The organism is Samsonia erythrinae (assembly GCF_004342665.1).
Lineage (GTDB): Bacteria > Pseudomonadota > Gammaproteobacteria > Enterobacterales > Enterobacteriaceae > Samsonia > Samsonia erythrinae.
The window spans coordinates 88,586-113,068 of record NZ_SMBY01000003.1 but is presented as its reverse complement, the minus strand read 5'-3'; the positions used below and the strand labels follow the sequence as shown (position 1 = coordinate 113,068).

23 protein-coding genes, 1 tRNA gene and 1 pseudogene are annotated in these 24,483 nt (G+C 49.7%); 11 read left to right on the top strand and 14 right to left on the bottom strand.

The features are described from left to right. Window positions 1-10 precede the first annotated feature (10 nt). Both yccS and EDC54_RS07145 read right to left on the bottom strand, forming a co-directional pair. A complete protein-coding gene (gene yccS / locus EDC54_RS07150) occupies window positions 11-2,146 on the bottom strand; it encodes a YccS family putative transporter (protein WP_132454657.1) in 2,136 nt (711 codons plus the stop codon). A 20-nt stretch (window positions 2,147-2,166) separates the two neighbouring features. After that, on the bottom strand, window positions 2,167-2,613 hold the full coding sequence (locus EDC54_RS07145) for a YccF domain-containing protein (RefSeq protein WP_132454655.1): 447 nt from the start codon (window positions 2,611-2,613) through the stop codon (window positions 2,167-2,169). 181 nt (window positions 2,614-2,794) lie between these two features. Between EDC54_RS07145 and helD the strand changes: the two genes are divergently transcribed. Next, window positions 2,795-4,852, top strand: a complete 2,058-nt coding sequence (helD, locus tag EDC54_RS07140; protein ID WP_132454653.1) for a DNA helicase IV — start codon at window positions 2,795-2,797, stop codon at window positions 4,850-4,852. A gap of 77 nt (window positions 4,853-4,929) precedes the next feature. Here the strand turns inward: helD and EDC54_RS07135 are convergent, their stop codons facing one another. Together EDC54_RS07135 and EDC54_RS07130 are read right to left on the bottom strand one after the other, a co-directional pair. Continuing rightward, entirely contained in the window at window positions 4,930-5,388 is a 459-nt protein-coding gene (locus EDC54_RS07135; protein ID WP_132454651.1) for a methylglyoxal synthase, read from the bottom strand. A gap of 137 nt (window positions 5,389-5,525) precedes the next feature. Then, the gene (locus EDC54_RS07130; RefSeq protein WP_132454649.1) at window positions 5,526-6,050 is read right to left on the bottom strand and encodes a DUF2057 family protein; all 525 of its coding nucleotides are present in this window, start codon (window positions 6,048-6,050) and stop codon (window positions 5,526-5,528) included. Between the two features lie 237 nt (window positions 6,051-6,287). Here EDC54_RS07130 and EDC54_RS07125 point away from each other — a divergent pair, with 237 nt between their 5' ends. Then, window positions 6,288-6,701: a CoA-binding protein gene (locus EDC54_RS07125; protein WP_132454647.1), complete on the top strand. Its 414-nt coding sequence runs from the start codon at window positions 6,288-6,290 to the stop codon at window positions 6,699-6,701. Between the two features lie 63 nt (window positions 6,702-6,764). On the opposite strand, the gene hspQ is transcribed toward EDC54_RS07125, so the two are convergent. After that, window positions 6,765-7,073 carry a heat shock protein HspQ gene (hspQ, locus tag EDC54_RS07120; RefSeq protein ID WP_132454645.1) on the bottom strand — a complete coding sequence of 103 codons (309 nt, stop codon included), beginning with the start codon at window positions 7,071-7,073 and terminating at the stop codon, window positions 6,765-6,767. Between the two features lie 243 nt (window positions 7,074-7,316). Between hspQ and yccX the strand changes: the two genes are divergently transcribed. After that, entirely contained in the window at window positions 7,317-7,595 is a 279-nt protein-coding gene (gene yccX, locus EDC54_RS07115; RefSeq protein ID WP_132454643.1) for an acylphosphatase, read from the top strand. A gap of 12 nt (window positions 7,596-7,607) precedes the next feature. On the opposite strand, the gene tusE is transcribed toward yccX, so the two are convergent. Both tusE and yccA read right to left on the bottom strand, forming a co-directional pair. Beyond that, window positions 7,608-7,937: a sulfurtransferase TusE gene (tusE, locus tag EDC54_RS07110; RefSeq protein ID WP_132454641.1), complete on the bottom strand. Its 330-nt coding sequence runs from the start codon at window positions 7,935-7,937 to the stop codon at window positions 7,608-7,610. A 112-nt stretch (window positions 7,938-8,049) separates the two neighbouring features. Beyond that, on the bottom strand, window positions 8,050-8,709 hold the full coding sequence (gene yccA, locus EDC54_RS07105; RefSeq protein ID WP_132454639.1) for an FtsH protease modulator YccA: 660 nt from the start codon (window positions 8,707-8,709) through the stop codon (window positions 8,050-8,052). 298 nt (window positions 8,710-9,007) lie between these two features. On the opposite strand from yccA, the gene EDC54_RS07100 reads away from it, so the two are divergent. Continuing rightward, window positions 9,008-9,095, top strand: a tRNA-Ser gene (locus tag EDC54_RS07100). A 145-nt stretch (window positions 9,096-9,240) separates the two neighbouring features. On the opposite strand, the pseudogene EDC54_RS18025 reads toward EDC54_RS07100, so the two are convergent. Further along, window positions 9,241-9,345 (bottom strand): annotated as a pseudogene (locus EDC54_RS18025) (hypothetical protein); the annotation flags it as partial. Window positions 9,346-9,632: 287 nt separating this feature from the next. Continuing rightward, window positions 9,633-9,887 carry a biofilm/acid-resistance regulator YmgB/AriR gene (locus EDC54_RS07095; RefSeq protein ID WP_132454637.1) on the bottom strand — a complete coding sequence of 85 codons (255 nt, stop codon included), beginning with the start codon at window positions 9,885-9,887 and terminating at the stop codon, window positions 9,633-9,635. 431 nt (window positions 9,888-10,318) lie between these two features. Between EDC54_RS07095 and EDC54_RS07090 the strand changes: the two genes are divergently transcribed. After that, window positions 10,319-10,774 (top strand): GNAT family N-acetyltransferase, encoded by a 456-nt coding sequence (locus tag EDC54_RS07090; protein WP_132454635.1) that lies wholly within the window; start codon window positions 10,319-10,321, stop codon window positions 10,772-10,774. Between the two features lie 156 nt (window positions 10,775-10,930). Beyond that, entirely contained in the window at window positions 10,931-11,359 is a 429-nt protein-coding gene (locus EDC54_RS07085; protein ID WP_132454633.1) for a universal stress protein, read from the top strand. A 181-nt stretch (window positions 11,360-11,540) separates the two neighbouring features. On the opposite strand, the gene EDC54_RS07080 is transcribed toward EDC54_RS07085, so the two are convergent. Further along, on the bottom strand, window positions 11,541-11,726 hold the full coding sequence (locus tag EDC54_RS07080; RefSeq protein ID WP_132454631.1) for a GhoT/OrtT family toxin: 186 nt from the start codon (window positions 11,724-11,726) through the stop codon (window positions 11,541-11,543). A gap of 554 nt (window positions 11,727-12,280) precedes the next feature. Here EDC54_RS07080 and EDC54_RS07075 point away from each other — a divergent pair. From EDC54_RS07075 to EDC54_RS07065, 3 genes are all read left to right on the top strand, one after another. Continuing rightward, entirely contained in the window at window positions 12,281-12,559 is a 279-nt protein-coding gene (locus EDC54_RS07075; protein WP_132454629.1) for a hypothetical protein, read from the top strand. A gap of 239 nt (window positions 12,560-12,798) precedes the next feature. After that, the gene (locus EDC54_RS07070; protein ID WP_132454627.1) at window positions 12,799-13,059 is read left to right on the top strand and encodes a hypothetical protein; all 261 of its coding nucleotides are present in this window, start codon (window positions 12,799-12,801) and stop codon (window positions 13,057-13,059) included. Window positions 13,060-13,649: 590 nt separating this feature from the next. Next, entirely contained in the window at window positions 13,650-15,311 is a 1,662-nt protein-coding gene (locus EDC54_RS07065; protein WP_132455138.1) for a methyl-accepting chemotaxis protein, read from the top strand. 98 nt (window positions 15,312-15,409) lie between these two features. Here EDC54_RS07065 and EDC54_RS07060 read toward each other — a convergent pair whose 3' ends face one another. Both EDC54_RS07060 and EDC54_RS07055 read right to left on the bottom strand, forming a co-directional pair. Next, window positions 15,410-16,843 (bottom strand): PepSY-associated TM helix domain-containing protein, encoded by a 1,434-nt coding sequence (locus tag EDC54_RS07060; RefSeq protein WP_230514492.1) that lies wholly within the window; start codon window positions 16,841-16,843, stop codon window positions 15,410-15,412. A 185-nt stretch (window positions 16,844-17,028) separates the two neighbouring features. After that, entirely contained in the window at window positions 17,029-17,433 is a 405-nt protein-coding gene (locus EDC54_RS07055) for a DUF2946 domain-containing protein (RefSeq protein ID WP_230514485.1), read from the bottom strand. A gap of 446 nt (window positions 17,434-17,879) precedes the next feature. Here EDC54_RS07055 and EDC54_RS07050 point away from each other — a divergent pair, with 446 nt between their 5' ends. Both EDC54_RS07050 and mdoH read left to right on the top strand, forming a co-directional pair. After that, on the top strand, window positions 17,880-19,382 hold the full coding sequence (locus EDC54_RS07050; RefSeq protein WP_132455136.1) for a glucan biosynthesis protein G: 1,503 nt from the start codon (window positions 17,880-17,882) through the stop codon (window positions 19,380-19,382). Then, on the top strand, window positions 19,375-21,924 hold the full coding sequence (mdoH, locus tag EDC54_RS07045) for a glucans biosynthesis glucosyltransferase MdoH (RefSeq protein WP_132454621.1): 2,550 nt from the start codon (window positions 19,375-19,377) through the stop codon (window positions 21,922-21,924). Before EDC54_RS07050 ends, mdoH begins: the two co-directional genes overlap by 8 nt. A gap of 206 nt (window positions 21,925-22,130) precedes the next feature. On the opposite strand, the gene EDC54_RS07040 is transcribed toward mdoH, so the two are convergent. Further along, window positions 22,131-23,051 (bottom strand): Kdo(2)-lipid IV(A) acyltransferase, encoded by a 921-nt coding sequence (locus EDC54_RS07040; protein WP_132454619.1) that lies wholly within the window; start codon window positions 23,049-23,051, stop codon window positions 22,131-22,133. 254 nt (window positions 23,052-23,305) lie between these two features. Then, on the bottom strand, window positions 23,306-24,400 hold the full coding sequence (locus EDC54_RS07035) for an NADH:flavin oxidoreductase/NADH oxidase (RefSeq protein WP_132454617.1): 1,095 nt from the start codon (window positions 24,398-24,400) through the stop codon (window positions 23,306-23,308). Window positions 24,401-24,483 lie beyond the last annotated feature (83 nt).

The following is a 24,483-nucleotide window of genomic DNA, read 5'->3' as shown; positions in this document are numbered from 1 at the left end:
GCTAAAGATTTCACTGAGTGGTCATCTCGTTTTTTAGCTGTACCAGTTCGGGCAGCAGCCCGATCAGCAGGCCGATCTGCTGGATGACTAACGATTCTTTGCTGTCTGGTTCAGGTGTAAGGGATTGGATTCTGGCGGTGATGGTTTCCGATCCCTGATTAAGATGCAAACGTTCTTCTTCACGGCACTGCAGCGCGTCATCAACATGGCGAACGGCATCATCCAGTAATTGCAGCGTTTCCAATGAGGCGATTTTCCCCCGGTGTGCGCCTAACGTCGAAATATAGCTCAACAACGTGTGGTTCAGGCACATGAGACGGAACGCGCTGTCCAGCTGGTTTCGGGGGGCATGGGGTTCTGACGACATATTTGACACGAGGGATGCCAGTTCCGCATCGCAGTTATGCGCATCACGGCGGGCAATCCGATAGGGCAGGCTATTGTCCTTGCCCTGATGATATTGCGCGATGATCGCGTCAAGATAACGACAGTTGGCCTCCAGGGTCTTGGTGATAACCGCGGGCAGCGTGCGGAAACGCCAGTCTGGCCAGATAAAGCTGACTGCCGCCCACGCGATGGCGCACCCCAGCAGCGTATCAATGATACGTGGAACGGCGACTTCAAAGCCTTCCCCCAGAAGGTTGAAACACAGCAGGACGAGCAGAGTAATAAACATGGTGGCATGCGCATATTGTACGTTGCGAAAGGCAAAGAACAGAACGCCGCTAATGACGATCAGCGTTAGTTGGCCTTCTAATGAGGGAACGAAATACAAGATGGGCAGGCCAAGTAAAATACCGGTTAGCGTCCCGATAATTCTCAGCGTCAGGCGTCGCCGGGTAGCGTTATAGTTGGGCTGGCAGACAAATAAACTGGTCAGCAGGATCCAGTAACCGTGTTGTAAGCCTGTCACCTGAATCAACGTATAGCCGCTGCACAGTAATACAGACATGCGTACAGCGTGGCGAAACAGTGACGACTGAGGCGTCAGGTGGCGGCTAATGCGTAGGCGTATGTCGCTCCAGCCTGTAAGCTTGTCATCGGCCAGCGTGTTTTCCGCCGTGTTTTCCTGTTCGATAGCCTGTTCGGATTCAATGGTTGCTAACTGCGCATCAATCGCGCGCAGATTATTCAGCAGATAAGTGAGCGCCTTGATTTGCGCGATATCAGCCATTTTGTTGGCCGCGATGCGTTCAATGGCCGCTTCGAGATGGACAAAAGCCCGCTCAAACCGGTTGTCATGCTGATATTTTTGATGCAACAGAATGGATTGCGACAACTGCTGGCAGGCTTTGGCCTGCATCGTCAACAGGCGTTGAAAGCGAAACAGGACATCGCTGTAGCGCAGTTTTTCGCGCAATAGCGGGTAGTAAACGTGTGATGAACTGGCGCGTTCGTGAATGTCCTGAGCGACAAAGTAGTAATGCAGCGTTTGCCGTGTCCCCCGCTGGCCGCGATCGCCCCGCAGTCGGGTAAGCAGCGAGGATTTGGCCTGATTGAGCGTAGCAACCAGCTGGCTGTTTGCCATGGCGACATCAATTAATGGTCTGTCGGTTTCCTCTTCTATTTCCGGATCGAAAAGGTTGGCTTTCGCATCCAGATAGTGAGCCAACTGTTGATAACACTGAGCGAGGTTATCCTGCAATGGGCGGATAGGGAATATCAAATGGCCGAGCAGGGTGAGCAGGTTGTACCAGGAGGCCCCGACCAGCAACATGATGGGCTGCTGATACCAGTTATCATAAAGCGATATCCCTAACATGGTGTAAATGGCGATCAGCAATGCGCCAAAGGCGATGGTCGCATAGCGCTGACCTAATGCGCCGAGCAGGATAAACCCCCATGTCGACACCGCCAAACCCAATCCGAACAGCCAGGGATAAGGGAAAAGCAGTTCGATCGAAACAGAAGCCACAAAAAAGCAGGTCAGCGTAATGAACAGATTGCGTAAACGACCAGTGAGGCGATCGTCAAGATCGGTCAGTGCAGCGGCGACGACGCCAAGGGTGAGGGGAATGGTCGACGTGGGTTGGCCCAGCCACCAGGGAACGGCCGATGCGCCACTGAGTGCAATAAAGATGCGGATGGTATACAGCCAGCTGCTGTTGTACACATAGCGGCGAATGCCCGGTGAAAGGGTGAGCAACGTCATTTCCTTAGAGGCCGTTAACGATAGTGACGACGGGCATTATTTTCCCGCGCCGCCTGAGCCATTTCGACGGAAACCACGCGACGTCCTACAGGCCATAGCGCGATAGCGGCGATTTTAAAGTTGGCTATCCCAACGGGGATGCCGATGATCGTAATGCATTGGGCAATCCCCGTCACGATGTGCGACAGGCAAAGCCACCAGCCGAAGAAAATGAACCAGAAGATATTCAGCACCGAACCGCCCGTGCTGAGAATGGCACTCTTTTCATCCGGGCGCAGTTCATCAACATGGATCGCTTCATTACCGTATGGCAACAAGGATAGCTTGGTAATTTCCCAGCATGAACGCGTCAGCGGTAGGGTGAAAATCAGCAAGACGCTCACAATGGTGGCCAGAAGCCAGGCTAATGTGGTGAAAAAACCACCCAGTACGAAGTTAAGGATATTTAAAACAGTACGCATAGTTTTCCTATATTTACAGGTTAGGCAAACTCTCTGATGGTTAAAGAATTATCACATCAAGTGTCAGGATATCCTAACCTGTTTTTAAGGCTAGAGGGGGATGTCAGATAACGGGTAAACTAGGGAACAGTGAAGTTAAAAACTAGCCGAATAACCTCTATACAGTCATGGCGCGAACATCATGGAACTGAAATCCACCTCGTTAGGCAAACATTTGGCTCAGCATCCTTATAACCGGGTGCGATTACTGAATGCCGGTGTTGAAGTGAGTGGCGATAAACACGAATACCTGATCCCGTTTAATCAGTTGCTGAGTATCCACTGTAAAAGAGGGCTGGTATGGGGAGAGCTGGAGTTTGAGTTGCCCGCTGGAAAAGTCGTTCGCCTGCACGGTACTGAGTGGCAGGAAACGCAGGCTTTTTATCACCACCTGCTTAAATCCTGGCTTAGCTGGAGCGAAGACATGAGCCAGGTCAGCGCCGAGGTTTTGCAGCGCCAAATGGACAGCGTTCAAACATTGACGCAGCAGGATAACTGGCTGAGTCGTCAGGCGCTGGCGACATTACAGCGTGACATCCGTGATTCTCTGGCGGCGCTGCCGCTGCCCGCATCTCGGCTCGACGCATTCGATAACTGCCGTGAAAACTATCAATGCTGTTTGAACTGGCTTGAGCGGGGCGATGAGATGCGGGTTGCGGCTAATCAGGCATGGATGGCGCGTACCCTTGAGGCAGAGCAGGCTTTCTTCGGGTCGGTGGAGCGCTCGCCGCTCAATGTGTCTCAGAGCCAGGCCGTGATTAATGGCGAAGACGGTGTGCTGGTTCTCGCCGGGGCGGGAAGCGGAAAAACTTCGGTGCTGGTCGCCAGAGCGGCATGGCTACTCCATCGGCAAGCGGCCACGCCCGATCAGATTCTGCTGCTGGCATTCGGTCGTAAGGCGGCAGAAGAGATGAATGAGCGGATCCAAGAAAGGCTCCACACTGAGGCGATTCAGGCTAAGACGTTCCACGCGCTGGCATTGCACATTATTCAACAGGCCAGCCGCAAAGCCCCGATCGTCAGCCAGTTGGAAAGTGATGCAAAACGGCGGCGTGAGTTGCTGATTACTCACTGGCAACAGCAATGTCACGAGAAAAAAACGCAGGCTAACGGCTGGCGGCGGTGGTTAACGGAAGAGCTGGGGTGGGCGGTGTCCGAAGGTGATTTCTGGAATGACCCGATGCTGGCGAACCGGCTGGCGGGACGGCTGGAACGTTGGCTGGGACTGATGCGTATGCATGGTGGTAGTCAGAATGAAATGATAGAACAAGCGCCGGAATCGATTCGGGCGCAATTTCAGCAGCGTATTCGCCTGATGGCGCCGCTGCTGAAAGCCTGGAAAAAAGCGCTCAAGGAGGAGAATGCCGTCGATTTCTCCGGTCTAATCCATCAGGCCGTGAACCTGCTTGATAAAGGGCGCTTTGTAAGCCCGTGGAAGCACATACTGGTGGATGAATTTCAGGACATTTCGCCACAGCGGGCAAAGTTGCTTGCGGCATTACGCAGGCAAAATAGCCGTACCTGCCTTTTTGCCGTGGGAGATGATTGGCAGGCGATTTACCGCTTTAGCGGCGCTGAGCTGACGCTGACGACCGCGTTTGAACAGCATTTCGGCGTGAGTGAACAGTGCGCGCTGGATACCACTTACCGCTTTAATGATCGTATCGGGGAGATCGCCAACACGTTTATACAGCAGAACCCTTATCAGTTGAGAAAACCGCTAAATAGCCTGAGCAAAGGCGACAAAAAAGCGGTGACTATCCTGCCTCAGGAGCAGCTTGAGCCGCTGCTGGACAAGCTAAGTGGGTTTGTTAAGGCTGATGAACGCGTTCTGATCCTGGCCCGTTATCACCATTTACGCCCTGATATTCTGGATAAGGCTGCGACCCGATGGCCGAATTTACCGCTTGATTTTATGACGGTACATGCCAGTAAAGGGCAGCAGGCGGAATATGTCATTATAGTCGGCTTGCATGATGGGAAAGACGGTTTCCCGGCGCCAGCCCGTGAATCGGTGATGGAAACGGTATTATTGCCCGAACCTGAGGATTTCCCGGATGCGGAGGAGCGTCGCTTACTGTATGTGGCGCTAACCAGAGCGAAACACCGCGTCTGGTTACTACAAGATGTAAAGAACCCATCCGTCTTTATCGAACATCTCCATCGACTGGGGGTGCCGAAGCAACGTAAACCGGGGTGACAAAAAGTTCAAAACGCCGTGCGTTAACAGGGCGAAGACCAGCAAGCAAAGCATCGCTGGTCTATTGGCGACGGCGACTATTTCAGACGGTCTTGCAAATAGCGCTGGTAGTCAGGGATAGTAATCTGAACCGGTTCTTTAAATAGCGCGGAGTTAATCAGAAAGTCAGCCGTTGCCCGGTTGGTCGCAACCGGAATGTTCCATACCGTCGCCAGCCTCAGTAGTGCCTTTACGTCAGGGTCATGCGGCACGGCATTGAGCGGGTCCCAAAAAAAGATCATCAGGTCGATTTTCCCTTCGGAGATTAACGCGCCAACCTGTTGGTCGCCTCCCATGGGGCCGCTTAACATGCTTTTGACGGGCAGGCCGGTATTTAACTGAATCAGGTTGCCTGTTGTGCCCGTGGCATAAAGGACATGTTCTGCAAGTTGTTGTTTATTTTCACTAACCCAATCTAATAAAGCCTGTTTACAGTGATCATGCGCGACCAGCGCAATGTGCTTTTGCGCGGCGATGGTGCGGGTGGTGAACTCCATAGTGACATCCTTCAATCTGGTGTAGTCATGCTGAAACTAAGGTAAAGACAGATTACGAAAACGCTGTTTTAGTGCAAAGGGATAAATACAGAAAAAGGCAAACCGCTATCAAAGTTCTGACGTAGCCGCGCGTAAAATCACCAACTTACAGATTCGTTCAGCGTGGCGGCAAAGCTCGCTACCGAGGCTCCCTTCGCCGACGCGTTATATTCCGACATCTTTCTCTCTATGTCAGGTAATTCACTCTCAGCAATCGCCAACGCATCGCTGAGAACGGGGATAGCCCGGTTTTTCTCATCAAGCAATTGGTATTGGGGCTGGACGGTAAAATTTTTGCGATCCTGAAATGTTTGCAGCGGCGGCAGTTTAAATGAAACAGCCAGCACATTTTCAGTATTAAACGCCGCAATAAACGTTTGGGGGAAATAGGTGGCGGGCAGGCCGGTCTGCGCATCGACAGTTTTGACAACCTTGAACAAAATTTGGTGTTGACCGTTGCTGAGTTCAAGGCTATCGGCACCTTTCAGCAGCGAACCTGCCATTTTTTGTCCATCAACCATGAGAAGATCGACTTTCTGATCCAATTTCAGCGTTGTTGCCGCGAAGGCTGAACCACATAAGCCAGCGATGAAAAGGCAGGCGGTAATAAAGCTGAATTTCATAATTTTCTCAGATGACGAACAGGTTACATATTGTTGAGTAATTGGCCTGGTGTGTCAAAGGTTTCAGTTTGCAACAGACTGTCATGATATTGTTCGGGCCGACATCCTCCATTGAACGACGTGGTCAGCGCTGTTTCATCGAGGCGACGTGGAATGGGAAATGAAAAGCGGTGATTTCACCTCGCGCGTGGAATCTACGATACACTGAAATAAACCATGCGAAAGAGGCTGAATAATATGAATGACAGCGATATCAAAGCGGTGCTGGGCTCGGTTAAAACGATTGCGCTTGTCGGGGCGAGCGATACGCCATCGCGACCAAGCTATGGCGTGATGGCGTATCTGCTTACACAAGGTTATGACGTGATTCCCGTTAGTCCCAAACTGGCCGGACAGACGCTTTTAGGACAAAAAGTCTATGCCCGCTTAGCGGATATTCCTAAGCCGGTTGATATGGTGGATGTTTTTCGTCAGCCTGAAGCGGCCTATGAGATCGCTAAAGAGGCCATTGCTATCGGCGCTAGCGTCTTATGGTTGCAAATTGGCGTTATCAACGCGCAGGCGGCTATTTTAGCACGCAACGCCGGTTTACAGGTTGTGATGGATCGTTGCCCGAAAATCGAAATCCCCCGGCTGGGGTTGACTAAATAAGCCGCAAGCATTGAGTGTGATACCGGCGAGGCAACCTATCCGGGCCTGCTCTTGGCACTGCCTCTAATGGCGCAGATAGGGGGCCCGACGTTGAATGGCTTCGGCCAGTTCATTGAGAGAAGGGTTATCGTGTTCGGAAAGTTCTTCCTTTATCAAATGCGCTTCCGCCAGATAGGTGTGGACCGGTTGCCCTTCATCATTTTCCATCACCACGTGATACCACGGCTCGGAGCGCGATGTGTCAGTGTCGCTTATCTCTTCCCACGGGGGCGTTTCCAATGAGTACTCAGGGTCGATATCAATAATGACGCCTGGATACCCGAGGAATTTATGACGAATCTGCTGTCCGATACTGAATTTACAGATGATCATATAACCTCCCGAAAAATTGATACCGCTTTCTGTGTACGACAGATAAGACGGATGCGGCCATGGCATTCGTCCGACAACGACCTCTGAGGCAGAGCGGTATTCCGTTTTTTCAAGTGATGCTGCGCGGTGTTCTTAAGTGGAGCACGGATTGAGTACATGATTAATAGTATGGTGTAAATTTATAGAATATACAGCCCTGCTGCTGACGTGTTATTGGCGTTCAGCGTTGGGAAGGAGGAAAATATGGCAAAAATAGCTGTCGTGGCGTATGTCTATGGTCTGGTTCAAGGCGTTGGATTTCGCTACAGCACACAACATCAGGCCGTGAAGCTTGGGCTGAATGGTTACGCGCGCAATTGTGATGACGGCAGCGTGGAAGTGGTGACAAACGGTGAGCAGGACGCGGTTGAAACGCTGCTTAGCTGGCTTAAACAAGGGGGCCCGCGAAGCGCCCGGGTTGATAAGGTGCTTATTGAGCCGCATGGTAAGACTGACTATGAACGTTTTTCGATCCGTTATTGACCCGGAATAGGCCTAGATGCATTTCACCGGTTTGGGTAGGCCGGCGATTTTAGTCGCCTGCTTGGCTGGCCCTTTAGGAAACAGTCGATACAGATAACGGCTATTGCCTTTTTCTTCGCCGTACTTTTGCGCCATGGCTTTCACCAGCATGCGTATCGCCGGTGAGGTATTAAATTCGAGATAAAAATTCCGCACAAACCGGATGACTTCCCAATGCGCTTCGGTCAATTCGATGCCTTCCTGCGCGGCTAACATGGGAGACAATGCTTCGCTCCACTCCGTACTGTCCATGAGGTAACCCTGGGCATCTGTTGCGATCGTTCGCCCTTCAAACTCCAACATCTTCTCTCCACCTGCACTACGACTGTTCGCAGTTTAACAAATTTTTCTGTCTGAACCGGAATAAAAAAAAGCCCCGGAGAAATTGGGGCTTGGAGAGGACAATAAACGAGACTTAGTCGTTACGCATAATGCCCAGAATGCTCAACAGGCTAACGAAGATGTTGTATATCGCGACATACAGGCTAACCGTCGCCCGAATGTAGTTGGTTTCGCCGCCGTGGATGATGTTGCTGGTTTCCCACAGGATGGCGCCTGCAGAGAACAGAATGAACAGCGCGCTGATCGCCAGATGCAGCGCCGGGATTTGTAAAAACAGATTGGCAATGACAGCGACTACCAGAACGACAAACCCTGCCATCATCATGCCAGACAGGAAGGACATATCCTTACGCGTCGTCAACACATAGGCTGAACAGCAGAAAAACACCAGCGCCGTGCCGCCTAACGCCAGCATAACGATATCGCTCGCGCCGGAAGCGATCAGCGAACTTAATAGCGGGCCGAGCGTATAACCCATAAAGCCCGTCAGCGCGAACGCGGCCAAAATACCTGCCGGACTGTTCGCCAGTTTATGCGTCAGGAACATCAGACCATAAAAACCAACCAGCATTAATAACAGGCCGGGCGCAGGCAGATTCAGCACGGTACTTACCGTTGCCGTTACGGCGGAAAAACCCAGCGTCAGCGACAGAAGAAAATAGGTGTTTCGCAGCACTTTGTGAGTGCTGAGTAGCGAACTTTCACGGGTAGAGGAAACAACAATACGATCCATATCAGAGACTCTCTCTAGGGTGCTAGTATCTAATATCCAAGAATAAATAGTTGCAGAATGTTATTAAAGACGGTTTACCCTTCTTTACGCTGTCAATTCATCATTTCGTTTAAAGCGAAATGGCGCAGATCATTGCGTTTACCTTCACCGGTCGAATCATCGCAGAAATAGCGCGTTGCATTTATGTCCATTCTGGCGACTTTACGCGCGCTTACGTCCTGTTAGGTTGTTTTTCAGGCAATCGAGCGCGATGACGCTTTACAAGATCTCATGCACTGTTTATAGTTCGCGTCACTGCGGAGGAGTGGCCGAGTGGTTGAAGGCACCGGTCTTGAAAACCGGCGACGCGAAAGCGTTCTAGAGTTCGAATCTCTACTCCTCCGCCACTTCACGCGTTAATCATATTTCTCTCTGCCAGCCATTTATCGTCTCCTTTTGTGATTATGGATTTGCCTTTTCATACTATTTTTGTTTAAACACAGATCGTTAGTTTTTGATGCGCGTTGAGATCAGGCGGGACTTATTTTGTTTCTACAACGAATGTATCGTCTGCACTTCATGCTGAAAAACATAAGGATCGGATAAAAGACAAAATTTATCATCTTCAGGGTAAGTGACGGCGACATGATAATCCTCTTTATTCGCTTAGCACGGGTGTCATGAAATTTTGCTACACATCCTTATCGTTTGTGGCGGCCCAACGAGCGTTTGCCAACTTGATTTATACAGAAATGAAGACGACGAGTAGATAAAAATAAAGATGTGCGTGCCACGGAAATATTAATTATGCGATAACGATCATTAAAGATAGTGATAACACTTGTATCTTTATTATTCATTATTGACACGTTCGTGCATAAGTAAACCGTGAATGAAATAAACCTGCATCTCATCAAAAGGGAAGAAAAAGGTATTTTCGCAAGTTAAATAAGAACATCATCCTGCGTTTTAAAAACCACAAATTCCAGCAGTGAACGGTATCTTTCCTGAAAGACGGCATTGGTCTCCGTTTCAATCTTGTTTACCAATTTTGCGATTATAGCTTTGTTACTAACGCTGTCGCCTGACCGTATGATCTCTTCCACAACATTACCGAGTATTTCACTATCGCTGATTTGGGATTCCAGACCCAGGACATCCGAGCTTAAGTGCTCGTTTGGCGTCATCTCTGAATACATAACTTCCCCCTCCCTAATGTGCTGATGATATCGTGACCGGTTTTCTGGTGAGCTTCACTGGAGCGCCCGTCAGCGATGAAGAAATGACCCATTTATTTTAGCCCATCATGCACATAAAACCAGTCGGCAGGATAAATAATTATAATGACCTAATCACTTATCTGACGTTAAAAGATCAGAAGGACGGTGATATGGTTTTATCCTTTTCACCCCATTATTCTAAGGGGATTACACGATATAGCGTGATATCAATGTGTTAAATAGCGCGTGATTACGTTCAGCGATAAATTATAGGATGATGGCGACATGCTGGAATTCATTTAATCCATTTGAACTATTAAGTAGCGGGTTTTGACGTCTGGTATTAACATGCAAGAGTAGGGTAAGAAACGGAGAGTATCATTGTTTTATAAGAATGAACGGTTAACTGTATGCTAAACATTATTTCTGTCAGGCGTCATCCTGAATATAAAAAACACGCAATTGACTATTTTCAGCGCCATTGGGCATCGGATGAAACAGGAATGCTTTATGAAGATTGTATTACCCACTGTATTGGTGCTGACAATCCATTACCGGATTGGTACTTGCTGGAAAAGGAAGGGGACATTCTTGGCGGAACGGGGTTGGTGACCAATGATTTTATCAGCCGTATGGATCTCTACCCCTGGCTGTGCGCGCTGTATGTGGAAGAGGATCACCGCGGTAACGGTTATGCGGGGTTGCTGATCGAACATCTGGCTCAGGAGGCTCGCCGGATAGGTTTTTCCCGCCTGCATTTATGTACTGAACTGCAAGGTTTTTACGAACGGTATGGATTCCACTTTACCGGCATGGGCTATCACCCGTGGGGAGGATTGTCGCGTATCTATTCGCGATCCCTTTAAAAGTAAAAGCATCGGTCTGTTTATAGGGCATTTTATGCAGAAAATAGCCGGTAACTTGCATAAAAGTGAACGAGATCATATTCCCCAGATAGCAGATGGACTCGGTTTCTTACATACTGACAGATAAGCAGTCATCCACTTTGGGGATCGGTGATTATGTATACGACAATTCTCGTACCAGTCGATATAGAAGAAGATGAACTCACCAGCCATGCAATTACGCACGCGGTGAGGTTGGCGAAAATGTCAGGTGCCGCAATACACCTTTTTCATTCTCTTCCAGATGCGTCTGCGTTTTTATCCGCATATTCCTTTGGCATCAAAGAATTTGAAAACGAGGCGGTGGTGAAGGCGAACGACAAGCTCAAGGCGATCATGAAAACAATAGACCTTCCGCCATCGCGTTTGTCATGCAGCGTTAGCTTTGGGCCCCCCAGAGATGAGGTCCTATCGCTGGCGGAGGAAATTAATGCCGATTTAATTGTCGTTGGTTCGCGGCGGCCAAATGTGAAAACTTACCTGCTTGGCTCTAATGCCGCCGCGATCGTTCGCCATGCGAAAATGTCAGTGTTAGTTATCCGTTAGTTCTGATATCTGCTCGGGATGGGTCACGTCGCAGCCGCGGCGTGATACACCATGCGTTTTTTCGGGGCGAGAAGCAATAACGTGACGATCGGCCTATTTAACGCGTTCTACCAACAGCTCGTTCTCGCGAGCGGGAAACGCGTCAATACTGCGCTTACGCCACCATTTTGTGCAAGTCACTTCAGAAGATTGAAAATAGCAAGGCGATGGGAAAGCTCATTGGCCAGGTCAGGCCTACCATTAATGATGCCAGAGATCGGATGAACAGTGATTTATCTTTACTTAATAAGAACGTCACGATCGTGGAAATGACAAAGCCGATAAGATAGCTGAGCTTAATAAATTCCCATAGGGAGTGATGTGACACGTTTATTTCCTTTTATCGTTGAAGCGCCTGCATTCTATGTTGTTAATATTTAATGATCAATTTTTTAACCCATCATGAATCGTCAACGCTGCACACTTTCCGTCTCCCTCGCCATTTCTGTTGCCTACTTTGGCGTGGTGTGGTGGTCAGAAGTTGTTGATATGTGCTGTCTCTCAGTGTGCTCGACTATTTGCACTACGCTGATTAACGCCGGGTGCATGATCCCCCACGAATAAAAGCAACTCTGACTATCGCAACGCGTTTACACCCTGGGGACTGATTCTCCTGTTGATAGTATGGCGAAGCGTTGCCAAATTTCTGATGAACAGGTCAAAGAAAAGATCATTCAGGTAAGCCGAAAGGCAATGGAGGATTGGAGAACGAAAAATAAAAACACTACCACGAAAGGAAGAGCGATTGTGCAATCGTCACTTTCGGGTCAGGTAAGAATTGATGATTTTTTTGTGACAAAAATATTAAATTTTTATTTCAGTATGGACATTATGTGAGGGCTGTCATAGCTTACTATTTTACCCCACGAGAAAGGTAATAAAATGAGTGAGATATCTAGTTTATCCTTAAAGATTTCTTCTGATTTGAAAGAAAAAATTAAGGCCGCCGCGTTGGAAAATGAAGTATCAATCAGTGCCGAAGTCAGTTCCCGGCTACTAAGGAGCTTTGATGATAACCCGGCTTCTCAGGTGTCGCTGGATTCGGTAGACAGTCAGGGGACCGAAGAAGTCATCTTAGAATCGCCTTTGACGCAGAAAGAGATAAAAAAGCTCCGGGAACTGCTGAAAGGCAAGTCTAAAGCAGGGTCTAAGAAAAAGTAATAGTGTCACGAAACTAAGCTATCCGATTGATTTATATAAAATGAAAGATAAATTGCCCAGGTGCCTTGATAAAGGGTGGCTGGGCAAGTTTGGATTTTCCCTTTATACCTGCTTTTATCCCTTTTCACTGAGATTTTTTTCTTATACATCTCATTTTTGCGATATTGATCAATAAGATTCCTGCTGTCCTGCCGATAAATGTTACTCATGTTATTCTGTGAGGTTGTCGGATTATGTTAATGGGAACGCTAAAAGAAACGTTGATTTTTGCTCAGGGGGATAATACTCATCTTCATCGGTATGAGATCTACAAGAGCCAGCACAATGCTGGATATTTTGCTGTCATTTATACACAAAAAACGTTCTTTTCTGGAGATGAGGCGATCATGGCATGGACTATTTCCGAACCCTATCATGGTCTGACATCACGCTATATTCCAAATGCTCGTATAGAATGTGAAAATCATTGGAGAGAAGCTTATCGTGCGATGTTAGTATGACCGATATATTCATTCTCTCTGCGTCTTACCACGGTTTTCTATTTTAATAAGTATCCCGGATGGGCATATTAAAATAGAATCCCCCCTAAAATAACCCGCCTGAATGTTGATTTAATTCTCTGTGTTTTCCCCTGTTTTGTTTTAAAGAAATGTTCATTTTACGAAATCAAAAATAACATCGGTTTGTTTGTATTTTAAATTATCAACGCTCTAATTATAAAATATATGATATTTAATTTAATGAAATAATTCTTATTATAATTAGTTATATCTCGTAAAGAGATAGATTTTTAAAAAATGATCGATTAAGTCGATATTAAAATCATAAGTTAGAAAATATAAAGATTTTATATAACTGGTCGATACCCATTTCGGCGTAAGTAATGCGTCTGTTGGTCTGCATTGCTTATAGATTGTTTTTTAAACGTTCATGTTAATGGGATATGATTTTATATCATCATATCAATAACCTACCCGTAAGTGGACGTTTTTTGTTATGGCGATGTTGTGAGGGATGTTTGTTTTTTGTGGGAAATATTAGTTTTTAAGTGTGGATGTTCTTATACAAATGGAAGAATAAGGAGATGTTAATGAGTTTAGCTAACTGGCGCATAGGTTATCGATTAGGAGCCGGGTTTTCCTTTTTGATATTAATGCTTTTGGTGATTGGCAGTATTTCCATTTCTAAATTAAGTAATTTTCATGGCCGAATAGATGATATCGTTTCTCAAAACTACCCTTTGACGGTGGATGGCAATAAACTCATTAATGAGTTAAATAATTATCTTAATGGTCAGCAGTTATTGTTATTGCTTAAATCAGAAAATGAAATAAATAAGCAACTGGCATTAAATGAAAAGCACTCGGGAACAATATCTGAACTCATGGAGTACTTAAACAAATCTGTCAATGATGACAAATCTGTTGCGGTGCTGCGTGAAATTGCTGAAATTCGAAGTGATTTTTTGCGCTCAGCGAATAAGCTCACTTCACTGGTGACCGCAGGGCAGACGGAAGCCGCCGCCGAAGAATATTTCAATGTCACGCGCGTTACTCAGGCAAAGTATACCGAAAGCGTGCATGAATTCATCGATATACAGGATGATAAAATGTCGTTCTCTGCGCAAGAGGTGGGGGAAAGTTATAACAATGCGCTGGTGGTGCTTGCCACGATCATTGCCTTCAGTGCGTTGTCTGGGCTGTTCATCGCTTTATTTATTACCCGTAGCGTCACTCAACCGCTACAGGAAGCGCTGGGTATTGCAGAAAACGTCGCCAAAGGCGATCTGACCTCTGACATTCATATCGATCGTAAAGATGAAACGGGCATGCTGCTAACCGCCCTGAATAATATGAATCGTAGCCTGCGACAAATTGTCAGTCAGGTACGCGATGGCGCAGAAACGATATCGACCGCGGCGTCACAAATTGCGGCGGGAAATCAGGATTTATCCGCCAGAACGGAAGAACAGGCCAGCTCGCTGGAAGAGACGGCCTCATCAATGGAACAGCTGACGTCAACGATAAGAAATACTGCAGATAATACGACGCAAGCGACAGAACTCGCGGTGAACACTTCTGAAACAGTGAAGAGAAGCGGCGAAATGATGGAAACGGTAACGAAGGAAATGCGTGGTATCCGTGAATCATCACAGCGTATGGCGGAAATTATCGGTGTGATTGATGGAATTGCGTTCCAGACCAATATTCTTGCCTTAAATGCGGCGGTTGAAGCTGCGCGTGCGGGGGAACAAGGTCGAGGGTTTGCCGTCGTTGCCAGTGAAGTTCGGGCGCTGGCACAACGAAGTGCTACTGCCGCCAAAGAAATTAAAGAACTTATCGATGACTCGTTCAAGAAAGTCCAGGATGGAATGGGACTGGTAGAAGAAACGGGCGCTACGATGAACGCGTTGGTGTCTAATGTGCAGGACGTGACGGGAATCATTAGCGAGATCGCCCAGGCTAGCCGCGAGCAGAGCGATGGGATCAACCAAATCAATTTGGCTGTTGGGCAGATTGACACGACGACTCAGCAAAATGCGGCTCTGGTTGAAGAATCCGCCGCTGCGGCACTCTCTTTACAGGAGCAGGCGAATAGCCTCACGAATACGGTCAGCGTATTCAATCTTGGCGCATTTTATAAAGGTGCGGCATTCAATAATAAAGCGGAAACGCAAGCGCTAACGGCACCGAAAAACAGCGGAGCAGAGCAAACGGCCAAAGGCGAATTGGCAGACTGGAGCTACATTTAATACCGTTTCGTTAACCTTGAGCCGTTTTTTAACCGCCATTGTGTTAGGCAATGGCGGTTTTGATAGGGCGATGTCGCGCGGTGGCGACCGGGCGGAAATCAGCTTTTGGCGGCGGCGTGCGTCGTCCGGTTGATATACCACCGGGTAATGTCAACCAGCAGAAAGATCATCAGGCTTATTCCCATGATGGGCAAGCTCAGCGCCAGCAAGAGTGTCATCAAGACAATGAGTACCCGGTGAAAAACGGGAACCTGTAGCAGCGCGGCTGTCAGCGTCTTGATGGGATGAGTGACATATCGGGATTTCGGGCGACGTAACCACCACATCCGGTATCCCCACACGATTGTCGCACAGAGTCCAAGCCCAAATCCTGCCAGGATCAGTTGGTTCGGTAAACCGAACAGCACACCCATATGCGCATCGACTCCCCAGCGAGTGAGTTTGGCCGCAAGTGGGAAGGTGTTGAAATCTATTTTGTCGACGATCGCCAGCGTATCGGGATTGACCGACACCGCGTCAACCTGTGTCGGCCAGGACCGGTCAATTTCACTGACGGTCCAGGCGCGGTGCGGTTTCATGGCCGGGCGGATTTCGATCTTGTTGGCGTCGATCCCCGCGCGCCGAGCGGCAGCGAGTACGTCATCAAATTTTTCGGGCGAATAGGGTTCGGCATCCTCCATTGGAGGGGGAGTATGGTGTTCTGCATGTTCGTCCGCAGACATTGTACTGCCATGATCATGCATCATGCCGTGATGGGCATGCGGCATGGGCAATTGAGTGTTTACAGAAGGCGTTTGCCAGCCCAACGCGGCGCGGGCGACAGAGATGTTGCTGCCAGCCCACTGCGACCAGGTTAAGCCCGTAGCGGAGAAAAAGATTAAGCCCAAAACAAGAGCAAGCCCCATGGTGGTATGCCAGTGGCGCAGACGTAGCGTCTTTGCCGTTGTCGTTTGGCTGTTTTTCAATTTCCGTCTGGCGGTTGAGTTCGTTTTCCGGGTTGACCACCAGATGGCAATGCCCCCAAGCGCTGCGACCCATAGCCAGGATGCCGCCAGTTCGCTGTAATTACGTCCGATATCCCCTAACAGCAAGCCACGATGCAGGTAATCAAGCCAGGTACGGAATGGCAGGATGCCGCTGGTGCCGTAAACTCTCTCGCTACCGCGATTCTCCAGTGAAACCGGATCAATGAAAACCGCATAGCTTTCCCCCGGGGCTAATCCCGGCGAAGCAAACATAATGCGCGAGGTTCCTCCGACGTCAGATGCCGGGCGTATCGCCAATAATATAGCTTCATGGTGCGGTAGCCCTGCCTGTGCGGCACGGATCTGATCGGCCAGTGAATGTGGTGTGCCCCGACTATCGGTAAAAAGCTGGTGCGAATAGAGTCGGTTTTCAATCTGTGGCGTTACCACGTACAGCGTTCCAGTGAGTGCCGCAATGAAGATAAAAGGGCCGACAAAAATACCAATGTAAAAGTGGAGCCGAATGAGTAGAGCCACGATCGCAGCCCGTGGCGATATTTTATCCATGGTGTATTTATCCCGCGGTGCCGCGCCGACCGGTGGTGCGGTGGATGTGGCAGCAGTCGTCGATGTCTGATCAGGGTATGACATAGATCCCTCTGAAATCAGTTAGCAGAAATAACCAAACGCCATGTCTGAATGACTATGGTCTGGTACGTTATTAATGCCCAATGGGCATGGTGGTGCATGATTCAGAGAGGCGGGGCGCGAACAACGGGGGTGGCGTAACGTTCTGGCGCAATGAAGCGGGAAATAAAATAGATAACCAGAACGTCCGATAAAAGCGCGGTCAGTATCGGATTGAGCGCGCTGGTTTCGAACAGCGCCGGGCTGTATGAAAAAAGAACGCAGTAACCACAGGCCGCATGATCCATCATCATAACCGGCTGTGAGTGAGAATGGGGGGACTGAACAAAATGATGCTCGGGCATCGTATGCCCGGCGTGATGATGCCGTTCGACGCTACCGTCGCTCTGGTCTGGCGATGTCATTATCCCATGATCGTGGAGCACCAGCGTCTGTGAAATCACCGGGGCAATGAAAATGGTCAAAATAGCGAAGATGCCGAGCCAGGCAGGAAATCTTCGTCGTTGCAACGCAGACAAAAACATAGTGGTCGTTATTCAACAATACCAGGTTCAGGCCGGGCGCCTATCTTACTTGCCCTTGCTTTGTTACACAAATGTTTATACGCGCCGCACATCAAGGCCAATTTCACAATCCGGCGTGATTTTTAGCGCTTAGCCGGTGAAATCAGGCAGGCGTATACGGAATAATCCTACGCACGTACAGGCGGATATTCGTTATAGTCCGTCGCTGTTTTCCATTTTTGCAACCCGGTTTATCATGGTTTTGTGTTCTCGTTGTTTAAACGCTGACCTATTATGATGAACAATACCTTTATCAAGTTGTCGGAAAGCTAACTTATCCATTACTATGGATTTTAGTTGATTGAAGCACACGAACAGGGGGAGCTGTGCTGGTTAATAAATTTGGGTTTAAACAGCGGGTTGCCAGCCTTCGCTGGTTATCAGCCGCCGTTATGTTATCTGTGAGCGCAGTGCCTGTCTGGGCATTTTCTATTGATGATGTCGCACAACAGGCTGAAAAGCTGGCAGCAAAAAGCTTTGAAGCGCCGAAAAGTAACCTTCCTGCGCAATTTCGTGAGATGAAATTTGCAGACTATCAACAAATTCGTTTCAATGACGACAAATCCTACTGGAATAATTTACAGACGCCTTTCAAGCTCCAGTTTTATCATCAGGGGATGTATTTCGACACCCCGGTGAAAATTAATGAAGTCACGGCGACAACCGTCAAGGAGATTAAATACTCTCCTGATTACTTTAATTTCGGTCCCGTCAATCACGACCCTGAGTCGGTTAAAAACCTCGGCTTTGCGGGTTTTAAAGTCCTTTATCCAATCAATCAAGCTGATAAAAACGACGAAATCGTGAGTATGCTGGGAGCCAGCTATTTCCGTGTGGTAGGTAAAGGCCAGATTTATGGTTTATCAGCGCGCGGCCTGGCTATCGATACCGCGTTGCCGTCCGGTGAAGAGTTCCCGCGCTTTCGTGAGTTTTGGATTGAACGCCCGAAACCGAATGATAAACACCTGGTTATTTTCGCGCTGCTGGATTCACCGCGCGCCACCGGCGCTTACCGCTTTATCGTTTATCCGGGCAGCGACAGCGTCGTAGACGTTCAGGCCAGAGTTTACCTGCGTGATAAGGTCGGCAAGCTGGGCATTGCGCCCCTGACCAGTATGTATCTCTTTGGGCCAAACCAGCCGTCACCAACGCTGAACTATCGTCCGGCGCTGAATGATTCTAACGGTCTGTCGATTCATGCAGGTAATGGCGAATGGATTTGGCGCCCGCTGAACAATCCTAAGCACCTGTCTGTCAGCACCTATGCAGTGGAAAATCCGAAAGGATTTGGTCTGTTGCAACGTGGTCGCGATTTCGCAGCCTATGAGGATTTAGACGATCGTTACGACCTGCGCCCAAGCGGTTGGATCGAACCGAAAGGCGAGTGGGGTAAAGGAAAGGTTGAGTTGGTTGAGATCCCAACGGCGGATGAAACCAATGACAATATCGTTGCGTTCTGGACGCCAGATGTACTGCCTGAAACCGGTAAGCCGCTGGATATCAAATACCGTCTGCACTTTACTCGCGATGAAGATCAGTTGCATTCCCCGGATATCGCCTATGTTCAGCAGACCCGTCGTTCGACCGGCGATGTGAAACAATCTAACCTGATACGCCAACCTGATGGCACGATCGCTTACATTGTCGATTTTATTGGGCCAAATCTGAAAGCGCTGGATGAGAATACGCCGGTCGCTTCTCAGGTCAGCATCGGCGATAACGGCGAGATTGTCGAAAATAGCGTTCGCTATAACCCGGTAACTCAGGGCTGGCGTTTGACGTTGCGTTTACGCGTGAAAGATGCGAAACAGCCAACGGAAATGAGAGCTGCGTTGGTTAATGGCGAAACGACATTGACTGAAACCTGGAGCAATCAGCTACCTGCTAATGAATAAGTCAACTTCTTCTCTCGATTATATTGAGAAACTTCCGCTGCCTGCCGAGCAGGCAGCGGTTTTTCGCGAAAAGCTACCGCAAGCGGCCTGCAACGATCAGGCCGTTTTGCATCAGGTTTTGTCCGAAGGTCGCCAGGTAAATGTTCAGGCTGAAGACGACGCTGCGCTGCTTTCTGTTAAGACGCGTCTTGAAATGGCCTGGGCTGATGGTCTGGATGAAGGGCGCCAACTGGGTACAGACAGGGAAGGGCGGACGGCATTAAAAGCAATGCCCGTCATTACCCGGGTTTCCATGTTCCCTGATGCCTGGCGGACTAACCCACTGGTTCGCTGGTGGGAAAGCTTATTAGGACGAACCGTTCCTCCCCGTCCTCATTACAGCCCGGAGGAAAAGATTTCCGAAAGCCGCTGGCGTATGGTGGGAACAATCCGTCGCTATATTTTACTGGTGCTGACGCTGTTCCAGACGGCGATTGCAACCTGGTACATGAAAACGATCCTGCCCTATCAGGGGTGGGCGCTGATCGATCCGTTTGAAATGGCCGATCAGCCCTGGACGCGTTCGCTGATGCAACTGCTTCCCTATGTGTTGCAAAGCGGCATACTCGTTTTGTTTGCGGTGCTGTTCTGCTGGGTTTCTGCCGGATTCTGGACAGCGCTGATGGGGTTCCTGCAACTGCTTATCGGCCGCGATAAATACAGTATCTCTTCGACCACCGTGGGTAATGAACCGCTCAATCCGGAGCACCGCACGGCGTTAATTATGCCGATTTGCAACGAAGACGTAGAGCGGGTTTTCGCGGGGCTGCGCGCGACGTATGAATCGGTTGAAGCGACCGGGAATCTTGAGCATTTTGACCTGTATGTATTGAGCGACAGTAACGATCCCGACATCTGCGTAGCGGAACAAAAAGCCTGGATGGAGCTGTGCCGGGATGTCGGCGGTAGCGGGCGTATTTTCTATCGTCGTCGTCGTCGTCGCGTCAAACGTAAGAGCGGCAATATTGATGATTTCTGCCGTCGTTGGGGGAGCCAATATAGTTACATGGTGATCCTGGATGCCGACAGTGTCATGAGCGGAGAGTGTCTGAGTTCTCTGGTCAGACTGATGGAAGCTAACCCGAATGCCGGGATTATCCAGTCTTCGCCGAAAGCATCGGGCATGGATACGTTATATGCGCGCTGTCAGCAGTTCGCCACGCGTGTTTATGGCCCGCTGTTTACCGCCGGTCTGCATTTCTGGCAGTTGGGGGAATCGCACTACTGGGGGCACAACGCGATTATTCGCGTTAAACCGTTCATCGAGCACTGTGCGCTGGCGCCGCTGCCCGGTGAGGGGTCGTTTGCCGGGGCGATTCTTTCGCATGACTTCGTTGAGGCGGCATTAATGCGTCGTGCCGGATGGGGCGTCTGGATCGCTTACGATCTGCCGGGAAGTTATGAGGAGCTGCCGCCGAATCTGTTGGACGAGCTGAAACGCGATCGCCGCTGGTGCCACGGTAACCTGATGAACTTCCGGTTATTTCTGGTTAAAGGAATGCACCCGGTTCACCGTGCGGTTTTCCTGACGGGGGTGATGTCCTATCTGTCCGCCCCGCTATGGTTTATGTTCCTGATGCTCTCTACGGCCTTGCAGGTGGTGCATACGCTGATGGAGCCGCAATACTTCTTGCAGCCCCGGCAACTGTTCCCCGTTTGGCCACAATGGCGGCCTGAATTAGCCATTGCGCTATTCTCCACCACATTGGTTTTGCTGTTCTTGCCAAAACTGCTGAGCGTCATTCTGGTATGGGCGAAAGGAGCAAAAGAGTACGGCGGCGTTTTCCGCGTATTTATTTCTTTGCTGCTGGAAATGCTGTTCTCGGTGTTGTTGGCGCCCGTGCGTATGCTGTTCCACACGGTGTTTGTCGTTAGCGCTTTTCTCGGCTGGTCAGTCCAATGGAATTCCCCTCAGCGCGATGATGACGCGACGCCTTGGGGAGAGGCTTTCGTGCGTCACGGTTCGCAACTGATCCTGGGGCTGGTATGGGCGATTGGTATGGCCTGGCTGGACCTGCGCTTCCTGTGGTGGCTGGCGCCGATTGTCTTCTCGCTGATTCTGTCTCCATTCGTTTCGGTTTTTTCAAGTCGGGCATCGTGGGGAATTGGATGCAAGCGATTAAAATTACTGATGATACCGGAAGAATACAATCCGCCTCGTGAATTGGTTGCTACAGACGAGTACTGTCGTTTGAACCATCAGCGCCGGTTGGATAATGGGTTCATGCAGGCTGTTTTTGATCCTTCCATCAATGCGCTTGCCAGCGCAATGGCGACTGCGCGTCACCGTTTCAGCCGGGCGATCGAAGCGGTGCGTGAGCAGAATGTGCGTAATGCGCTGAATCGCAAACCGGAAGAGGTGAGTAATGAGCAGCGTCTGGCGTTGTTGAGCGATCCGGTAACGATATCGCGTCTGCATTATCATGTATGGCAAACGCCAGAGGTTCATGCGGACTGGGTTGACGCTTACCAAAAGCTGCCTGCGCCTCACATTAAAAACTGACGGATATTGATCGATTAAAGTGATAGCAACGGCAATTGCCGTTGCTTTTTTTTTGCCCCAAGTTCAGTGCATGCCTGAGATGGTATATCAGATCGCGTATGTGCAGAACGTTAAGGAGGCATTGCCGAGGGGAGAAAAGTGGGAGATATGACTAATACCCTGCCCATACGGCTAACGCTATGAACAGGGTTACCGGTTTTTGCGGCCTAATAGAGAGAAGGCTCTCCTTCAGGGCGAGTTTTAAATCGGCGGTGTAGCCACATGTATTGGTCCGTAGCCAGCAGGATATTCTGCTCAACCACTTTGTTCATCCAGGTCGCCGTCACCGTTTCATTGTCTACAGGGGCACCTAACTCCGCAGGCTGGATGAGCAGTTCATAACCTTTGCCGTCAGGTAATCGGCGTGGTACGAATGGGACGACTGCCGGAGAGGCCGTTTTGATCAGCATATAGCTGCCTCGGGTTGTCGCTGCATTATCTACAGCAAACAACGGGGCGAATACGCTGCTGGCGGGGCCATAATCGTGATCCGGCGCATACCAGATAATTTCTCCCTGTTTGAGTGCACGAATCATGCCTTTGAGATCTTTGCGATCCAGCATGGATTTATTCGAGCGTAAGCGTCCCCAGGTCTGTAGCCAATCGATCAGCTTATTATCATTGGGTCGATAGACGCCAATTCCCGCATTTTTCATGCCAAAGATGCGAGCGCCCAGTTCCAGCGTCAGGAAATGCAGGCCGATGAGCAACACGCCTTGCCGCTTTTCCCGTAAAGGGCGCATGTGCTCTAAGCCCTTAACCGTAAACCAACGATCGATACGCCAGTCGGGCCAAAACCAGGCCATGCCTGTTTCCAGCACTCCCATGCCGACAGATTCGAAGTTTTTTCTGATCAACGCATCACGCTCGCTCTGCGGCATCTCAGGGAAGCAGAGTTCGAGGTTACGTGAGGCAATCTTGACGCGCCGCGGCAGCATGCGCATCGACAGATGGCCTAACCCGGTGCCGATACGATAAATCACGGGGTAGGGTAGTAAGACGGTAAGATAAAGGATGCCAATGCCCAACCAGGTGAGCCAATAGCGTGGGTGCAACAGTGAACGATTAAAGGAAGGAAGTTGTGTCATGGCCTCAATATCAATTTTCTGGTGCTACTCAGCACGCGAACCGTTTAAAAGAATCAATAGAGTGTTAACTACAAGGTAGATTATTGCGGTGCTTCGCCAATAAAACAAATTATTGCCGTCTTATCTGCTGATTTTCATGCAAAAAAAACGCTAATCTTACCATCTCCGGATGGTAAGTTTTGTCTTTTGATGGCAAAACACCGTGTAAAAAAGCGGCCTGATAGGCTTGTTCGACATTGAAGGGGCGTGCAAAACTATTGTTTGAAAATACCTCTGACATGGTGTGGTTCGCTACGCCAGTACTGTGGTGGTGCAGATACCTGAGCCCCCAGTCGGGCTGCCGCATGCCACGGCCAGCGAGGATCGAAGAGTATGGCCCGAGCGAGTCCGATAGCATCGGCCTCCCCTGTGGCGACAATGGCTTCTGCCTGTTCCGGTTCGGTGATCAGCCCAACTGCGATAGTGGTAATACCAACCTCTTGTTTAATGCGCTGCGCATACGGGACCTGATAATTCGGCGCAGGGTTAATCTGTTGCAGGGGAGATAACCCGCCGCTGGAGACATGAATGAAATCGCAGCCTGATTCGTGCAGCGCTCTACTCAGCTCTACTGATTGTTCCAGATCCCAGCCGCCGTCAACGCCGTCAGTCGCGGAAATCCGCACGCCGACGGCTTTATGCGCAGGGAAGACTTCACGAACCGCACGGAAAATCTCCATGACCAGACGCATTCGGTTCGCGAGTGAACCACCATAGCTGTCCGTGCGCTGGTTTGCCAGCGGTGAAAGGAATTGGTGCAGCAAATACCCGTGAGCGGCATGAATCTCTACCAGATCAAACCCCAGACGATCCGCACGCTTAGCTGCTTCGACAAACGATGAGATCAGCGTATGAATTTGCTGTTCTGACAGCGCTAATGGGGCATCATCGCTTGCTGCATAGGGAAGCGCTGAGGGCGCAACGGTTTGCCATCCGCCTTCATCCGGACGAAGAAATACCCGACTATGCCACGGAACCGCCGTCGAGGCTTTACGACCGGCGTGAGCCAGTTGTATGCCGAGCGGCATGGCAGAGTAAGTTTTGACTGAGTGGATGACGTTGGCGAGAGCCTGCTCGGTTGCGTCATTCCACAGGCCGAGATCGCGCGGGGAAATCCTGCCTTCCGGCGAGACGGCCGTGGCTTCCAGTATGAGTAACCCCGCGCCGGAATGCGACAGGCTACCTAAGTGCATCGTATGCCAGGCCGTCGCTTTGCCATCTTCAGCTGAATATTGACACATAGGGGCGATGATGATGCGGTTAGGCAAATCGAGTTTTCCCAGCGACACGGGAGAGAATAGTTTGCTCATAATGACAGATCCTTGAGTGATGGTTTGTCGTGAACGTGAAATGAACGCCAGAGACTATCCGGTTACGGTAGATCAGTCGTCAT

What these genes read in the sequence shown, in the direction of transcription:
- EDC54_RS07145 (WP_132454655.1), bottom strand. Translation starts at nt 2,613, where the DNA reads ATGCGTACTGTTTTAAATATCCTTAACTTCGTACTGGGTGGTTTTTTC.
- helD (WP_132454653.1), top strand. Translation starts at nt 2,795, where the DNA reads ATGGAACTGAAATCCACCTCGTTAGGCAAACATTTGGCTCAGCATCCT.
- EDC54_RS07135 (WP_132454651.1), bottom strand. Translation starts at nt 5,388, where the DNA reads ATGGAGTTCACCACCCGCACCATCGCCGCGCAAAAGCACATTGCGCTG.
- EDC54_RS07130 (WP_132454649.1), bottom strand. Translation starts at nt 6,050, where the DNA reads ATGAAATTCAGCTTTATTACCGCCTGCCTTTTCATCGCTGGCTTATGT.
- EDC54_RS07125 (WP_132454647.1), top strand. Translation starts at nt 6,288, where the DNA reads ATGAATGACAGCGATATCAAAGCGGTGCTGGGCTCGGTTAAAACGATT.
- hspQ (WP_132454645.1), bottom strand. Translation starts at nt 7,073, where the DNA reads ATGATCATCTGTAAATTCAGTATCGGACAGCAGATTCGTCATAAATTC.
- yccX (WP_132454643.1), top strand. Translation starts at nt 7,317, where the DNA reads ATGGCAAAAATAGCTGTCGTGGCGTATGTCTATGGTCTGGTTCAAGGC.
- tusE (WP_132454641.1), bottom strand. Translation starts at nt 7,937, where the DNA reads ATGTTGGAGTTTGAAGGGCGAACGATCGCAACAGATGCCCAGGGTTAC.
- yccA (WP_132454639.1), bottom strand. Translation starts at nt 8,709, where the DNA reads ATGGATCGTATTGTTGTTTCCTCTACCCGTGAAAGTTCGCTACTCAGC.
- EDC54_RS07095 (WP_132454637.1), bottom strand. Translation starts at nt 9,887, where the DNA reads ATGTATTCAGAGATGACGCCAAACGAGCACTTAAGCTCGGATGTCCTG.
- EDC54_RS07090 (WP_132454635.1), top strand. Translation starts at nt 10,319, where the DNA reads ATGCTAAACATTATTTCTGTCAGGCGTCATCCTGAATATAAAAAACAC.
- EDC54_RS07085 (WP_132454633.1), top strand. Translation starts at nt 10,931, where the DNA reads ATGTATACGACAATTCTCGTACCAGTCGATATAGAAGAAGATGAACTC.
- EDC54_RS07075 (WP_132454629.1), top strand. Translation starts at nt 12,281, where the DNA reads ATGAGTGAGATATCTAGTTTATCCTTAAAGATTTCTTCTGATTTGAAA.
- EDC54_RS07070 (WP_132454627.1), top strand. Translation starts at nt 12,799, where the DNA reads ATGGGAACGCTAAAAGAAACGTTGATTTTTGCTCAGGGGGATAATACT.
- EDC54_RS07065 (WP_132455138.1), top strand. Translation starts at nt 13,650, where the DNA reads ATGAGTTTAGCTAACTGGCGCATAGGTTATCGATTAGGAGCCGGGTTT.
- EDC54_RS07060 (WP_230514492.1), bottom strand. Translation starts at nt 16,843, where the DNA reads ATGGATAAAATATCGCCACGGGCTGCGATCGTGGCTCTACTCATTCGG.
- EDC54_RS07050 (WP_132455136.1), top strand. Translation starts at nt 17,880, where the DNA reads ATGTTATCTGTGAGCGCAGTGCCTGTCTGGGCATTTTCTATTGATGAT.
- mdoH (WP_132454621.1), top strand. Translation starts at nt 19,375, where the DNA reads ATGAATAAGTCAACTTCTTCTCTCGATTATATTGAGAAACTTCCGCTG.
- EDC54_RS07040 (WP_132454619.1), bottom strand. Translation starts at nt 23,051, where the DNA reads ATGACACAACTTCCTTCCTTTAATCGTTCACTGTTGCACCCACGCTAT.
- EDC54_RS07035 (WP_132454617.1), bottom strand. Translation starts at nt 24,400, where the DNA reads ATGAGCAAACTATTCTCTCCCGTGTCGCTGGGAAAACTCGATTTGCCT.